At 35.7% G+C, this 16,386-nt stretch carries 11 protein-coding genes and 1 tRNA gene; 4 read left to right on the plus strand and 8 right to left on the minus strand.

Going from position 1 to position 16,386, the window contains the following annotated elements; translation table 11 throughout:
* Positions 1-5: 5 nt before the first annotated feature.
* Positions 6-368 (minus strand): hypothetical protein, encoded by a 363-nt coding sequence (locus tag ISU02_RS14550; RefSeq protein ID WP_194702569.1) that lies wholly within the window; start codon positions 366-368, stop codon positions 6-8.
* A 119-nt stretch (positions 369-487) separates the two neighbouring features.
* Between ISU02_RS14550 and ISU02_RS14555 the strand changes: the two genes are divergently transcribed.
* Complete coding sequence (locus ISU02_RS14555) at positions 488-1,933, plus strand: SpoIIE family protein phosphatase (protein ID WP_194702570.1); 1,446 nt, start codon at positions 488-490, stop codon at positions 1,931-1,933.
* Between the two features lie 225 nt (positions 1,934-2,158).
* Here the strand turns inward: ISU02_RS14555 and ISU02_RS14560 are convergent, their stop codons facing one another.
* The 3 genes from ISU02_RS14560 to ISU02_RS14570 form a co-directional block, all read right to left on the minus strand.
* Complete coding sequence (locus ISU02_RS14560; RefSeq protein ID WP_194702571.1) at positions 2,159-3,310, minus strand: ribose-phosphate pyrophosphokinase; 1,152 nt, start codon at positions 3,308-3,310, stop codon at positions 2,159-2,161.
* 122 nt (positions 3,311-3,432) lie between these two features.
* A tRNA-Val gene (locus ISU02_RS14565) sits at positions 3,433-3,508 on the minus strand.
* Between the two features lie 165 nt (positions 3,509-3,673).
* A complete protein-coding gene (locus tag ISU02_RS14570; protein ID WP_194702572.1) occupies positions 3,674-5,683 on the minus strand; it encodes a methyl-accepting chemotaxis protein in 2,010 nt (669 codons plus the stop codon).
* 328 nt (positions 5,684-6,011) lie between these two features.
* Here ISU02_RS14570 and ISU02_RS14575 point away from each other — a divergent pair, with 328 nt between their 5' ends.
* A complete protein-coding gene (locus ISU02_RS14575; protein WP_194702573.1) occupies positions 6,012-7,037 on the plus strand; it encodes a helix-turn-helix domain-containing protein in 1,026 nt (341 codons plus the stop codon).
* Positions 7,038-7,298: 261 nt separating this feature from the next.
* Here ISU02_RS14575 and glmS read toward each other — a convergent pair whose 3' ends face one another.
* Positions 7,299-9,125 (minus strand): glutamine--fructose-6-phosphate transaminase (isomerizing), encoded by a 1,827-nt coding sequence (gene glmS / locus ISU02_RS14580; protein WP_194702574.1) that lies wholly within the window; start codon positions 9,123-9,125, stop codon positions 7,299-7,301.
* 546 nt (positions 9,126-9,671) lie between these two features.
* Positions 9,672-10,754: an HD-GYP domain-containing protein gene (locus ISU02_RS14585; RefSeq protein ID WP_194702575.1), complete on the minus strand. Its 1,083-nt coding sequence runs from the start codon at positions 10,752-10,754 to the stop codon at positions 9,672-9,674.
* Positions 10,755-10,973: 219 nt separating this feature from the next.
* Between ISU02_RS14585 and ISU02_RS14590 the strand changes: the two genes are divergently transcribed.
* The gene (locus ISU02_RS14590) at positions 10,974-12,938 is read left to right on the plus strand and encodes a methyl-accepting chemotaxis protein (RefSeq protein WP_194702576.1); all 1,965 of its coding nucleotides are present in this window, start codon (positions 10,974-10,976) and stop codon (positions 12,936-12,938) included.
* Positions 12,939-13,016: 78 nt separating this feature from the next.
* The gene (gene mnmH, locus ISU02_RS14595) at positions 13,017-14,045 is read left to right on the plus strand and encodes a tRNA 2-selenouridine(34) synthase MnmH (protein WP_194702577.1); all 1,029 of its coding nucleotides are present in this window, start codon (positions 13,017-13,019) and stop codon (positions 14,043-14,045) included.
* Between the two features lie 13 nt (positions 14,046-14,058).
* Here mnmH and ISU02_RS14600 read toward each other — a convergent pair whose 3' ends face one another.
* Both ISU02_RS14600 and glmM read right to left on the minus strand, forming a co-directional pair.
* Positions 14,059-15,024 (minus strand): dipeptidase, encoded by a 966-nt coding sequence (locus tag ISU02_RS14600; RefSeq protein WP_228727838.1) that lies wholly within the window; start codon positions 15,022-15,024, stop codon positions 14,059-14,061.
* Positions 15,024-16,370, minus strand: a complete 1,347-nt coding sequence (glmM, locus tag ISU02_RS14605) for a phosphoglucosamine mutase (RefSeq protein WP_194702579.1) — start codon at positions 16,368-16,370, stop codon at positions 15,024-15,026. The genes ISU02_RS14600 and glmM overlap by 1 nt, the downstream gene beginning before the upstream one ends.
* Positions 16,371-16,386 lie beyond the last annotated feature (16 nt).

A 16,386-nucleotide genomic window follows, 5' to 3' on the forward strand; every position in this document is an offset into this window, starting at 1 on the left:
CGTCGTCAGACCATTACTGCAGTTGATACTTTGGATTCAATAAAGTTCACTGCTTCTTCATAATTTTTAAAGCTCTCAATGATAATATTGAGATGCAATATGGCTAAATGCCTTGAAAAACGATCGTTTGGATCTATCAATATCAAGTTTTGAGGCCGATACGCCAACAATTTGAACACATCCAGAACAAAGCAAACAAGATTGTGATCAATGGATTCTATTTCAATAAAATCCAAAATGAGATATTTAGACGGTGACGCTTCATATTTTTTTCTAAGCATTTTAACCATGAGTTCATTCTGTTCTATAATATTTTTGCCATCTAAGCGCAAATAATCTATATGATGATTAATCTGTTTAAGTCTCATAGCACACCTCACATGGTATTTATACTCTTTTTTTTAATTAATAATCATTGAATTGTTTTGAATTAATCATTATTAGCATATTGTAACAATTTCAACTCACTAATATACTGGAGCGACTCATGCTTAAAACAAATCATTTCTATATCGATTTTATGGAAGGCTGTCATGTAGATCATTATGTAAAAGACACTCTTCTTACACACTTTGGAGATATTCAGTTTCATTTTTCAACGATTACAGAAGGCCAAAGACCCGAATGCAAGTACGATTTATTTATCGCTCGATATGAACAGTTTCGAAAGATAGAACACATTATCGCGCTCAAAGACGATTACGAAGAAATTCTATTAATTGATGTTCCCGTGGATGAATTTATTTTTAAGTTCTTTTCAGAACACATCAGGATTACAATTTTGAAAAAACCGCTTCTAAATAATGAACTCTCCAGCTTTCTTTTCAACTATATGAACCGTGTTTTATATCATTCCGAACATAAAATTTTGGATAATCTTTTAAAAAATGCTCAAAATTCAATTGTTATTGCTGATCTTGACGGCAATATCATATATGCTAATGCTTATTTTCAGGCATTATGTGGCTATAATAATGCAGAACTCATTTCAAATTCACCACGCATTATTAAAAGCGATTATCATGACGATGCCTTTTATAAAGAATTGTGGCTCACCATTACCAGTGGCAACGTCTGGGAAGGCATTTTCATCAACAAGAGCAAGGATAATATCCTCTTTTATGAAGAAGCTACCATAAGCCCTATAAAAGATGGTCATGGCAATATTGAGAAGTATTTGAAAATTGGTAAAAACATTACGCGGGAAAAATTATTGCTTGATCACCTTTCCCAAGAAGTAAAACTTGCCAGAACAGTTCTAGATTCTCTACTCCCTTCCCCACTTGGAGATGATTTTTTACAGTTTGACTATCATATGATCCATTACAACGAAATTGGTGGCGATTTTATCTATTTCAATAAAACCAGTCCGACCACATATCACTTCGCGCTTATTGATGTCATGGGACACGGGGTCTCATCGGCACTTGTAGCCATTACTTTAACTCAAATGTTTAAGGACTATATCAACTTTAAGTCTCTTGGGGATTCCGTCAAAGCCATTAATAAATTGCTCTGTGATCTCAATACTGCCGAAAATGATAGAAGTCTTTTTGTAACAGGTCTTTTTTTGGAATTTGATCTTCGAAATGATGAATTGAAGGTGATTAATGCTGGGCATCCTGATCTTATTATCAAAATGAAAAGTGGTGAAATCAGTCATCTTGCTTCCAACAATATGCTTCTAGGTGTTTTAGATGAAAATATATTCGAATCTTACAAGTTGACATTGTCGCCTATCCATCGCGTCCTATGCTTTACAGATGGCTTGTTTGAAACGCATAATATTTCCTATGACATGGCTCTTGATATTCTAGATGAATCCATTACACATCTTGGAAATCAAAAATTCTATGAAGGCATCATGCATTCATTTTCTAAGAATCAGCACATTAACGATGACATCACCATATGTAAAATTGAGTTTCTTTAAGAGTTAATGGTCTCTTTGACATGCCATTTATCATAGAGTCCCTTATGGCATATAAACAACATTCGAGCTGGCTGGATATTCCTGCCTATAATCTGAATGAAGACGAATAATATCAATAAAGGGCAACACTTAAATGGATGATTTAAGTATTGCCCTTTTATAGTTTATTATCCGTTTTGATTAGATAATTTATTTCATCTTATTCATGGATTGTACTTTATGGCTCTATTTCACTTTGTTTTTAAACTTAATGAGTTCACGAATGCCTGTACTTGCATCCATTATATCGCTAATAGACATATCATAATTCAATCGATTGATTACTTTGGAAATATATTCAGACATATCCACCTGCTCAAACCAAGGTGTATTTTTCACAGACTCTGGTATATAAGAGAGATTTGTTGTATAAACCTTATCAAAATATCCTTCTTTATAAAACTTATTAAATTTATCAATTCCCTCTGTAAATAAAGCGAAAGTCGTCGCAATAAAAACTTTACCCGCTGCTCTCTTTTTGAGCTCAACTGCAATATCGAAAATAGATTCTCCTGAGGCAATCATGTCATCTACAATCAAAATATTGTTATCTTTTACATCTTTGCCGATGTATTCGTGTTGGACAATCGGATTTTTACCTTTTACAACTTTAGAATGATCGCGTCTTTTATAAAAGAGACCAATGTCACTGCCAAGAACACTCGAGTAGTAAATTGCACGGTCCATTGCACCCGTATCGGGACTGATAATCAATACTTTGGATGGATCTTGAAAAGCTTCACTTTCTTCTGTCAAGAAAGCTTTGACAATATCTAATGTTGGATATAAATTTTCAAATGAAATCAGTGGAATAGAGTTTTGAATCGTTGGGTCATGTGCGTCAAAAGTGATGATATCGTTTACACCCAATTTTTCAAGTTCTTGAAGTGCCATGGCACAATCTAAAGATTCTCTTCCCTTTCTACTATGCTGACGAGACGAATATAAAAGTGGCATTAAAACGGTAACTCTCCTTGCCTTACCAGCCATAGCAGACAACACTCTTTTTAAATCTTGAATATGATCATCTGGACTTTTATGATTTTCAAATCCGTGCATCATGTAAGTACAACTGTAATTGCCAATATCCGTCACAATATAAATATCTTTACCTCTTACCGATTCTTCGATAAATACTTTCCCTTCACCATTTGAAAAACGAATTTCTTGTTTTTTTATAAGATAGGTCTTTGGCATTTGAATCGTTTCAGTCTCACAAACTTGTCGCATCTTCACAAGGTAATCATTAATGCGCTGTGCTAAACTTTCACAGTTACCCATGGCAATTATGCCAAGTTCTCCATACGCTACGTGTTGGTAATAATCCTGTCTTTTCATTTAATCACTCCATTTTTGAGCCCTTGATGACCCTACTTACTTGTTTTAGGTTATCTTCTTTATTACTTTTATATCATAATGCCGACATAAAAAAGGCTAAAGTATAAATACTTTAGCTATAATGGTGCGAGATAAGGGACTCGAACCCCTGACTTCTTCCACGTCAAGGAAACACTCTACCATCTGAGTTAATCTCGCACGTCACTTCTCCAATATTATGCCACAAAATTCTTTCTTTGAACAGTGATAAATGGAAAAACTCAGAAAAATAATTATAAGTTTTTTTAATCAGATGGCGTATAAGTTTAAAATGAACGGCTTTCAGAAGTATGCGACACCTTCATAAGCCGTTCATAAAATTAATTAAATTTTGTATTGACTCACTTGCTCAAATAAATCTATAGCCATTTTAGAAAGATGATCTGACGCTGCAGCAATTTCTTCTGAAACAGCTGTTTGTTCTTCAGTGGCAGAGCTCACTTCTTGTGTCTTTGTATTTGATTTAAACATGACATTTGCAATATTTTCAACAGATTGATTTACAGAATCACCTAATTTTTGTGTTTCTCCAATGTGACCAACCACATGTTCTATTGACTTCTGTGTATTTTCTATTAGCGTCAAAATTTTAGAGAAGGCATTGCCTGCCACATCAATGGCCTGAACCCCTGAAGTAATGGCTTCGCTCTCTGCTTTCGTGAAGTTATTGGCCTCTTTGATCTCATTTTGAATTTCACCAATCAGACCGTTGATGCCATTTGCAGAAGATTGAGAATCCGTTGCCAGTTTGCGAATTTCTTCCGCAACAACGGCAAATCCTTTACCAGCTTCTCCAGCTCGAGCCGCTTCAATAGCGGCATTCAATGCCAGCAAGTTCGTTTGATCTGCTATTGCAGCAATTGTATCTGAAATTTTATTAATTTTATCCGATTGTTCGTTGAGTTTATTGATGACATCTATGGTCTTTTCACTACTTGCTCTTATCTCTGTCATTTTATCAACAGTTTCATAGATCAGCCTTTGGCTATTTTCAGCCGTTTTCATCACGACTTCTGCTTCTTGAGCCATTTTGAGGGTTTCATTCACGGTGCCATCCAATTTATGTTTCATATCATCCACAAGTATAATGGTGTTATTAACATCATTAGCTTGAATTTCCATACCCTGACAGATCTCTTGTATTGCCACAGTGACATCCGTTGCAGCTTTCCCACCTTCCTCTGCGGAAGATGCCATTTGCTGACTTGAAGAAGACAATACTTCCGAAGTTTTTACAATATCTGTAACAATAGCATTGAAGCTTTGAAGCATCATATTAAAAGCAATGCTGATCTGATCTATTTCATCTCCATCTTCTTTGAATTGCTCTACTTTAACGGTCAAATCTCCTTTGGACGCCTCTAACATAACCGTTTTCATTCTGTTGACACGTTTTAAGATGTATCTTGAAATGATATAGGCCATGATTAGGCCCACTACCAACATAAAAATCCCCAAAATTATTATGGATTTTTGCATATTGGCAATTGGTTTTAAATACTCTTCTTTTACAGCGCTGATACTGATTGAAAACTCGTCAAATCCAGTATATAAGTTTAATTTTGAGTTACCATCATAACTGTATTCAACACGATTTGTATTCCCCTGAATCATGTCTGGCAACGCCTTATTTAATTCTGGAATTTCAAAATCAGCAATACTCTTTTGCATAGTATAATCCGGATTTGGATGCACAATTAATAAACCCTTTTGATCAATCATATACGCATAGCCCAACTCGCCCACTTTAATATTATGGATAAGCGCTATGGTTTTATCCATTTTAACTGCAGCGGCAACATAGCCAATTGATCGATTGCTCTTATTTGCAATAGGAAATATATAAACTCGAATAGGCGTATTAGAGGCTTTAGATATCAACACATCTGACCAGACAGATTTGCCACTTTTCGCTTCCACAAAATAATCTCGATCTGATACATTAATCCCGCTTAGTGATCCATTGCTGCTATCAGCAATAACGTTCCCCTTTGAATCCGCTATAAAGATATTTTCCAATAAATAGTCATTACTTTGTCTAAAAGCAAATAAGTAGTTATTGACATCTCGCTCTTCTTCAGGCATTAATTTTTCAGAATTGACATTCTTGATGACCGGCATATCCCCAATAATTTTGAGAAGGCCTTCCACATTAGACTGATCTTCTTTTAGACTGGTTACCAAATCATGCAATTGTGTCATCAAATTTCTTTCAACTTCATTTTCAATTGCATTACTTGAAAATTTAAAACTGATCAGACTGATAAAAAAGATAATCGTTAATACAAGTAACCCCGTGCTCAGCATGAGCTTTGTCATTAAGCTTTTTTTCATAATTTTCTCCCATTTGCATTTTTTGTTGTAAATTTTCTCTCTACTACATATTTTTATCTCTGCATGTAATATTTAGATTTTGTTTCCATTATGTATACATAAATATTTTTTTGCATATATGTATACATTTTAGAAATCCTCTATTAAATTATAACAAACAGTGGGCAACTTACAAGATTTTTGTACTTAATTATATAAATATTATCTTCTACTTAACATTTTCATAATATGAGGTGCGATTAAGAGAAATTCTACAGTTTAAATTCAATAATTTGGTATAATTAGATGAAAGCCTTTATTGATCTTATTATTCATTTTAGGAGTATTTATGCTAGGTAGACTTGTTAGAGAATTAAGGGGATTAAACATTAGCCAAAGAGATTTGGCTCATAAAATTGGTGTCAGTCATTCATATATTAGCAAACTGGAATCTAGTTCTAATGCAAGCGTTTCTGATGATGTCCTTGAGAAACTGGCTTCGGTTCTTGGGTGTGATCGTGCAATGCTGTATATTGCTTGTGGTAGAATTCCGCCTGATCAATTTACGATTGATACAAATGCGTCCTCTATATATACTGAAATTGAGCATTATATTAGATCTAGTGCCTCAAAGATCAACTCATCTCTCGAAGAGCTTGAGATCCTATTTAATGCGTATAATCAGTCTAAGACCATTACCTTCTTGATCAATTATGAAACACGGACACTCTTTTACATGAACATCAGCGCATCTCTATTTTTGAAAAGACGTTTTCCCGGTCAGAATATTGATCAACTTGTTGATCAATACGCTGATGAAATTGCTGACACAAGTGCTTCAGACAATAGTGTCTCTATTTGCAATTGCAATATAAAAGACGAAAAAATACTTATTGATCTCAGATTTGATTCCTTTAAGTTTAAAAATCAACGTTTTCTCTTAGTTCAAATTTTTGAAGAACTCTCTTTAGACCGTTTTGATGAATTTACATTTTTTAGCAAGAAACATTTTAAAGACGTTTTTGAGAACGCTTTACACGCTATTTTTATTTTTGAAATTACACTTGAAGATCAATATGGTGCCCTTATACACATGAATCAAGCAGCTTGCGATCTAGTTGAATACACATCTGAAGAGCTTTCTAACTTTATTGGCCCACAAAACTTTGAATTACAGTCTGATAACTCTAGCCTTAGACTCAAAAAATTGATACAAAAAAAGCATTTTCATGATATCTCTATTTTTATCACTAAAAATGGCCACTTTGTACCCGTAGAAATTTTTTCACATATTGGTCTCTTTGGAAAAAATAGATTTATCCTAATGTCGTGCTTAGATTTAAATCAATTCACCAAACTCAAAACGGAACTTTGAAAGTATTTCACTCTGTGGCTTTATTTTGTTAAAATTTTATCTATTAGCTTATCCAATATAACAACATTTGTGTCATCTCCAATGCCCCAAAACGATTTTCGCTGACGCTGTTTGAGGGTGAACATTCCTCAGCACAGCTTTCGACTCAAATCTTGTTGTTTTAACAACATTTGAGCCATCTTTCCTTGCCCAAAAACAAATTTCCTTGATATAGTTTTAATTAAAAAGGAGATCCACAAGGGATCTCCAAGAGCTACTCTTTTATTCAACTGTCACAGATTTAGCCAAGTTTCTCGGTTTATCCACATCGTTGCCTCGGATCGATGAAATGTAGTAAGCGAGCATCTGGAGTGGAATCACAGCCAGTATTGGCGTCAAGAGATCTAAGGTCTCTGGAATATAGAAAACCTCATCAGCAGATTTTTCAATTACGGTTTTTCCTGCTTTGGCAATTGCAAAAACATGAGCGCCTCTTGCCTTGACTTCTTTAATATTCGAAACCATTTTCTCATAAAGCTTATCCTGTGTCGCAAGTGCCACAACAAAGGTATTATCTTCAATCAATGCAATTGTACCATGTTTGAGTTCGCCTGCTGCGATTGAAAATGAATTGATATAAGAAATTTCCTTGAGTTTTAACGAACCTTCTAGTGCCAAGTCAGCATCTAAGCCTCTACCCATAAAGAACACTTTTTCATTATTAAACTGACGCGCCGCCAATTTTTGTATCTTTTCACTTTGATCTAAGATAGATTGAATCATTTCTGGCATCATCTTCAGTTCATCAACGACTTCTTTAATGCGCTCATCATTCATACTGCCACTTAACTTAGCAAAGTGAAGTGCAATTAAATAAAATGCTGTCAATTGTGTTGTAAACGCTTTAGTCGATGCAACACCGATCTCAGGACCTGCCCATGTGTAAAAAATATCATCCGATTCTCTGGATACAGAGCTGCCAACGACATTGACAATACTTAAAACTCTTGCTCCTTTTCGCTTAGCTTCTCTCAACGATTGGAGTGTATCTAAGGTTTCACCTGACTGAGATACCGCAATAAAAAGTGTATGCTCATCGATAAATGGATCTCTATATCTGAATTCAGATGCCACATCACATTCCACAGGAATTTTAGCAAGTGTCTCAAAAGCGCGTCTTCCTACCAAGCCTGCGTGATAAGCCGTTCCACAAGCCACAATATAAATTTTATTTATATTTTTTAGATCTTCCGCAGTTATTGTAATCCCATCTAATACAATATTAGAATTTTTATCTAATCTTCTTGTAAACGTTTCTTTAACACCTTTGGGTTGTTCATGAATCTCCTTTAAAGTAAAGTGCTCATAACCTTCTTTTTCAGCAGACTCCATATCCCAAGTGACTTTATAAATTTCACGCTCAATCTTTTGACCAAATACATTATAAATGGTTACTTGGTCCTTTCTAAGATCCACAACTTCATCATTTTCTATCAAGAGAATATCTCGGGTATACTTTAGCAGCGCTGGAATATCAGAAGCGATGAAATTTTCGCCTGCACCGAGTCCAACGATCAAAGGACTATCTTTTCTCACCGCAACTAATCGATCAGGTTCGCCTTTCGCAATAACGCCAATCGCATAGGCCCCTTCCATCTTTTCAATCGCTCGATTAACAGCCTCTAAAAGATCTCCTTCATAGTAGTAATCGATTAAGTGTGCAATAACTTCCGTATCCGTTTCCGATTTAAAACAAACTTTTTTATCGTTTATGAGCCATTCTTTGATTTCCATATAGTTTTCAATGATACCATTGTGTATTACTGCGATTGTGCTGTTTTCATTGGTATGAGGGTGTGCATTTACATCAGATGGCGCACCATGAGTTGCCCATCTCGTATGCCCAATACCCAAGACCGTGTTCATACTCTTATCCAGGGTATCTTCTAAATTTTTTAGTCTGCCTTTTGATTTAAATACTTTTATTTCTTGATCTAAATTAATCGCGATTCCCGCTGAGTCATAACCTCTATATTCTAATTTTGATAAACCTTCCATCAGGTAAGGTAATGCATTGTTGCTGCCAATATATCCTACAATTCCACACATATGCGTTTTCTCCTTCAATTATTAGATTCCGTATCTTCAACTTTTGTTTTTTGGCAATAAAAAAACACCCTATCAGGATGTCGCTCTTTAGACGCACTTATAGCTTTGAATCAACCTACCAATTTTGTCTTCCAAATCGCTTTGGAGATTTGTATGGTATTTACGGTGTTGATTACACCGCGGGGCACCCGCCGAATTTTCGATTAACCCCGCCCTCGTCAACTGTAAACAGTTCTGGCGCTTGTATTAAGTTTTTGAGAGTATCATATTATCCCCTCCCTTCCATGCTATTATAACATATGGTTTTTGAGCTTACAACCAATTCAATACATACTTAATTTTCTCGAAATATGATACGCCCTCGAAGTATCATCCACACCTAAAGCGCCCCCTTATTTAAAGAATCTATAATTAGGACTATTAAGTCCTACCGCACGCATAACGGCTTTTAAATGCCGAAAGATTTTGGCCTAAATTTAATAAAACCCTCTATTCTCATAGAGGGTCGCATCATAAAAATAATTCATCCCATATCTAGATATAAGACTAGCTCTTCGGAAGTCTCGAGACAACTTTCTTTATAAATATCGTGAGATCCTTCATCATATCTACTTCCTCGTATTGCTCACCGGTGAGAATCCTTAGAACTGGCCGCGTTGGCGCACTCAAATTATTATTGATGACGATGCCATACGCTCCTGTGCTGAGCTCTACAAGTGTTCCCGGAGGATATATATCCACAATTTGCATCATGTAATTGATGATATCTGAATCCAATTTAGCAGGTGCAGCAGAACGCAAAATCTCAACCGCAACATCTGCAGAAATCCTATTATTATAAGTTCTGTCTGATACGATGGCACTAAAGATATCACATATGGTTACGATTCTCACGAGCAATGGAATTTGATCTGCAACAAATCCATTTGGATAGCCAGAACCATCTAGCTTTTCATGATGTAGTAGTATAATTTGTCTCGATAAAGGTGAAAGTTCAACCAACTCTTTGACCATATCGTAGCCATATTCCACATGCTTCTTCATCTGATCAAATTCCGCTGGATCGAGTTTCCCCTTTTTATTAAGTATGTGATCAGGCACCTTGGATTTTCCAATGTCTGATAAAATGGCCCCCATGCCAAGTTTCAATAGGCGCTCTCTGTCAATACCCATTTTCTTGCCAATTAAAACAGAAAGGATCATCACTTCTACTGCATGGTCATAATGATACATCTCTGCCCCCATTAATTCCGTGCTGTAATATTTCTTATCATACTGACTGTATATTTCTGAAATTATATCATCTATAATTCCCCTTAACGATCGGATATGTTCTTCTCTAACTTGCTTTGATTTCTCTCCTTGACCTTGATCATATAGCTCGTAAATCATTTTCATCATCGTAATAGCTTGTAGTTTCAAAGTATCTGAAATCATGGGTTCAAGTATAATACCCTTTGAAATATCATCTTCCACATAGACATGTCTAATATCTATTTGTTTTAATTTTTCTATAAGATGGCTACTGAGAGCGGTATCTTTTTGAACCAATAAGGATAATTTGGAGTCGTAGATGGGTTTTGCTACTTTAATGCCTGGAATCACTTCATTTATGTGTATTAATCTCATAATCATTCACAACCTTTCAACACAACCTTTCACTCTGTCTAGCCGCCTATTTTAATATATTTCTTACCCAGATGAGCCAGTCACAAACCTGTTTAATGTGACTTGGTTCGCATAGATTTCATTTTATAATTATAACACAATAATTATGAGGCGAATTTTAAGATTTTATTAACTCTATAAAGGGTATAGTATTTGTGACACTTACATTAGGAGGCGTCTATGAAATTAAAATTTGCACGTACATTTTCAACTAAAATAAGTTCTATCACATTTTTATTGTTATTGGTCTCAGCGTTTTTTATTATCCTATACTTAAACGCTTCTATTCATGCCAATGTCGATAGCAGTATTGATCAAATTACATATGAAAATTTAAATAGCGCACGCTCCGAGCTCAACAATTTTATAGGAAGCAAAACAATAATATGTGAACTCTTATCCCAGAATTCTAACCTGTCTCAGTTTCTATCAAAGACAAGATACATTAATACCAACTATGCACTTAAAACAATTGACGGCTATACAACTGTTTTAGAAGATATGAATTTCTATCTTTCTAAGGATAAGAGCATTCATTCTATTTCAGTTTGGTCTAAAAATAGAAAGGAAATCTTTTATCAAAATGGTGCTTCTAAAAGTAACGTTGACCTTACCAATGATGATCTCTACTATTGGTATGCCTATACACTGGAGCAAAACAAAACCATTCTATCTTCCTCGCATATTGATGTCTTAAATGGTGACTATATTTTTAGTATTTTAACACCTGTGAAAATTTTAAATGAAACCACTGGCATTGTAAGCATCAATTTTAAAATCAGCAAATTACCTTTTGACAACCTCCAGGGTGCATATATTTTATTAGATCAAGATTTAAATATATTGAAAACAACAGAAAATATGGCTTTAGGTTATACTCGACTTCAAGAATATGATCCGCTAATGAGTAAAAATCTTTTGTCATCCACTGCATTGTCAGGGATAATTGAAACTTCACAAAATCGGACATGGCATTATAAAAAAATGCCTGAATACAACTGGTATTTGGTCGTAAACGATAACGATGCTGTACTTATGAGTCCTCTTAAAACTGCATTGATTTTAACCAATATCATGCTCCTAACGTCCTTTTTGATCATATCGCTTCTACTTTTTGGGATTATAAAAAAAGCCCTTCTGCCGCTGGGTTTACTCTACAAAAATATCATAGAAGTCTCCTTCGGCAACTTTAATAGCCCAATCCATACCAATGGCTCTGATGAAATTGCCGAAAGTATCTTAGCATTTAACAAAATGAAATCAAGTTTATCCAAACTCATTAAAAATATCAAAAAAATCTCAACTACTATTCATGATTCTACATCCGTTTTGGCAGATGATGCGTCTAAGGGTAGTAATGCTGTGGATGAAATCAGTACCATTATTCAAATTGTCTCTAAAGATGCTCAAATACAAGTTGATGAAACTCAGAATGCCCTTTTTTTGTCAAAATCCATTGGATCTAAAATAGATCGTATGATAGAGATTTCTTTAAATGTTTCAACGCGTTTAAGCATCACCTCTGAAACAATGTGTTCAGCACATGATGCACTGGATTTACTGGTTCAAAATGCGGTTGTATCTGAATTATCTATTAGAACTGTTATTCAGTCTATTGATGATTTAAGCGTTTGCGTAGCGAACCTCATCCCTATTCAAGACTCTATTATCGATTTGATAAAAACGCCTTCATTGAAAGTATCACAGTCCGAATTATTTATGCTTTTAGAAGAAAGCCACCAGTTTATTCATCAAATTTATCACTATACTCTAGAAATTGGTGCCGCACTTGATCGCACTCGAACCATCACGAGCACACTTGATTATTCAATTGAGGATGTGATTATGCATTGTGATTCAACGATTGATGCCCTCATTGATGTCTCAGAAGAAACAGAACAGTTAATGCTTGCAATCGATAGCATCGCCAATAGAAAAAGCGCCATTACAGATTCGCTTGAAAAAATAATTTTACATTCTCAATCCACCGCTCTATCTGCTAAAGAAGTTGTTACCGCCATTGAAAGTCACACAGTTGCCATGAAGAGCATTGAACACCAAATTAGCACCCTCTACAAAAGCAGTATTAAACTTAATAATCATGTGTCCAATTTCACACTTCTTGAAGAAGAGGAATCGCACTGAATATAGCAGATCAAAGCATTTTATGTTAGAATAAATTGAAGTCTTTTAGATATTGTTTATTTTATGAGCGAGGTGTGTATGTATAAACCCATTCTCTATGACCCAAATGATTTAAACTGCTATTATATCGATGTGAGATCCGAATCAGAATATGAAAAAGGTCATATCCCAAACGCTAAAAACTTACCCATTTTGAATGATCACGAGCGCCATGTTGTAGGCGATTTATACAAAAATACATCTGTTGATGCTGCGCGTCGAAAAGGATTAGAATTTGTATCTCAAAAGCTCATGACCTATTTTGATATCATTCAAGATATAATCGCTCAAAATCCTGAACTTAAAATTGTTTTTTATTGCTCAAGAGGTGGGTATCGAAGCACATCGATCACGTTGCTCCTAAAAGGTATTGGGCTGTCCGTTTCTTGGTTGCAAGGTGGCTATAAAAATTACCGACAAATGGTTTTAGAGCGTTTATCAGATCCCCTTTTTTATCCCAAAATGATTGTCCTTCACGGATTATCTGGTGTTGGAAAAACGCATGTACTCAATTCATTAGAATCTGAGAATCTGCCTGTGTTGGATTTAGAAGGACTTGCCATGCACAAAGGTTCTCATCTAGGACATATTGGCATGGACAAATTACAGACACAGCAAAATTTTGAAAATTTGATTTTTGAAAAAGTATCTCGAAATACATCTGAATATTGCTTTGTGGAATCTGAAAGCAAACGCATAGGACCTGTTTTTATGCCACAAGCACTTTATAATTGTATCCAAGGCGGCATTCATGCATTGTTAAATGCATCCATTGAATTTAGAGTTGACCTTCTTGTAAAAGATTACGCTCTTTGTGATAACTTTGATGCACAATTACGCAAATCATTGATCAAATTAAGTGTCTATGTGAGCAAAGCATTTTTAGAAGAATTGGAACTTTTAATTCAACAAAGAGATTATGCCAAAATAGCAGAAAAACTTCTTTTAGAATACTATGATCCCATTTATAAGAAAAGTATTATCAAACACGACTATACAAGACAATTTGATGTTTTAAGCATCGGACAAGTCACCAAAGAGATTATGGCTTGGCACGAAACTCTATAAAAAAGAGCACTGGTTAAAATCCAGTGCTCTTTATAAATCTAAATGCATTGCCATAGGCCATTTTTTCTATTTCAGGAGGTGTAAATCCTTTTTTACTCAGCGCTCTTATGAGATTCATTGTCTTAGACACATCCTCGAAGTCTTCTACACCCATGTAATTTTCGTGAATATAATCACAGAAGTCAAAGCCCAATGCAACCGTCTCTATACCGCCCACATCAACCATATGTGCAATGTGCTCCACGAACACCTCAAGATTGCGATTTGACATGTCTTGACTTAAAAACGATCCCACTGATGTTACTCCTATAATCCCACCTTGAGCCGATACTGCCTTAATTTGTTCGTCCTTTAAATTGCGCTTGTGAGGACACAGTGCATAAGCATTAGAATGGGATACCATAATGGGTTTGCAACTGCATCTGAGCACATCCCAAAAACTGCGCTCATTTAAATGGGCTAAGTCCAAAATCATATTTCGATCTTGAATTTTAAGGACCATTTTTCTGCCGAGCAAGGTCAGCCCCCTGCCTGAGTCACCGTTGACGCCAGTCGCAAAAGCATTTTGCTCATTCCAAGTCAGTCCAACATGTCTGAGGCCCTTTTCATAGTAGTCATCCAGCAGCATAATCGAGTCACCGAATGCTTCAATGCCTTCAATACCTACAATAACCGACACATCATCATCATACCACTTTTCATTCAGCGCACAGCTATCCAAAACCACTTTCATATGAGTACTGGGATCATGCATCTCACGTTGAATTTGATCAAAGGCATGATTTAAAAAATCTGCTGGTTGTATCTTTGACTGAATATCATTCCAAACGACAAAGATAGCGCCTCCTATATGACCTGTTTTCATCTTAGCATAATGCCTACTATTGAAAGTATCGTCATGTCCATTTAATCTTCGATTCGTGAGATCATAAAAAATATCCGCATGCAGATCAAAAAATTTCATGCCTTCATTCACCATCAATTCAATTGTTTTTCGATTAAAGTAACCAACATTTCTGCTGCTGCCTCTAGCTCTTCTTGGTCTTTACCTTCAATCATCACACGAACAAGGGGCTCAGTTCCCGATGGTCTGATGAGTACTCTGCCATTGCCATGAAAAGCTGCTTCAACTTCCTTGACTTTCTCTGAAATCATCGGATCATCCATATAGTGTTCTTTTTTCAAATTTGAAACTTTAGCGTTTTTAAGCACTTGCGGATAAACATTCATAATACTTGCAAGTTCAGAGAGTTTTTTACCCGTTGCCTTCATGACTCTAATAAGCTGAACCGCAGTTAATAGGCCATCACCTGTTGTATTATGTTTTAAAAATATGATGTGTCCTGATTGTTCTCCACCAAGCTCATAGCCATTTTTGAGCATTTCTTCTAGAACATATCTATCTCCAACTTTTGTCTTAACTGTTTTTAAGCCATTCTCCTTGAGCGCGATATCAAACCCCAAATTACTCATAACCGTCGAAACAACTGTCGATTGGGAGAGTTCATTTTCATCATTGAGATACTTGCCGCAGATTGCCATGATTTTGTCCCCATCGACAACAGCTCCTGTTTCATCCACAGCAAGCAAACGGTCTGCATCTCCATCAAAAGCCAAGCCCACATCTGCACCCACAACTTTAACGAAATTCTTAAGATCACCCAAATGTGTCGAGCCACAGTTTTCATTTATATTGGTTCCATCAGGTTCATGGTGAATTGAATACACCTTTGCATCTAGTTTATTAAACGTCCTCGGTGCCACATCAAATGCAGCTCCATTCGCACAATCCATTGCAATTTTTAGACCTTCAAAAGTCATGCCTTTTAGAGTTGATAATACATATTCGATGTAATCTTCTTCCGCATGTGGATAGGCCTTAACCGTACCAAGTTCTAGTCCTTGCGGTAATTCTACAGTTTTGTCGCCTTCAATCCAGTCTTCTATTTCATCTTCAAGGCTGTCAGACAATTTAAGCCCTAAGTGATTGAAGAATTTGATGCCGTTAAATGCCACTGGATTATGCGAAGCTGAAATCATAACGCCAGCATCCGCACCTATTCTTTGAATTAATTTTGCAATAGCCGGTGTTGGTATGACACCTACTTTGAGCACATTGCATCCAGTTGATAATATCCCCGCTATCAATGCAGATTCTAAAAGATCTCCTGATAATCGTGTATCTTTCCCGACAATTATAGTTGCATTTTTCTTACCTTTTGTAATGGCATAAGCACCGTATTGTCCTAACTGCATAGCCAATTCAATAGTCAACTCTTTGTTAGCAATTCCTCTGACACCGTCTGTTCCAAATAATCTTCCCACCTGACTACCTCACCTT

Source organism: Fusibacter ferrireducens, from assembly GCF_015352425.1.
GTDB lineage: Bacteria > Bacillota > Clostridia > Peptostreptococcales > Acidaminobacteraceae > Fusibacter_A > Fusibacter_A ferrireducens.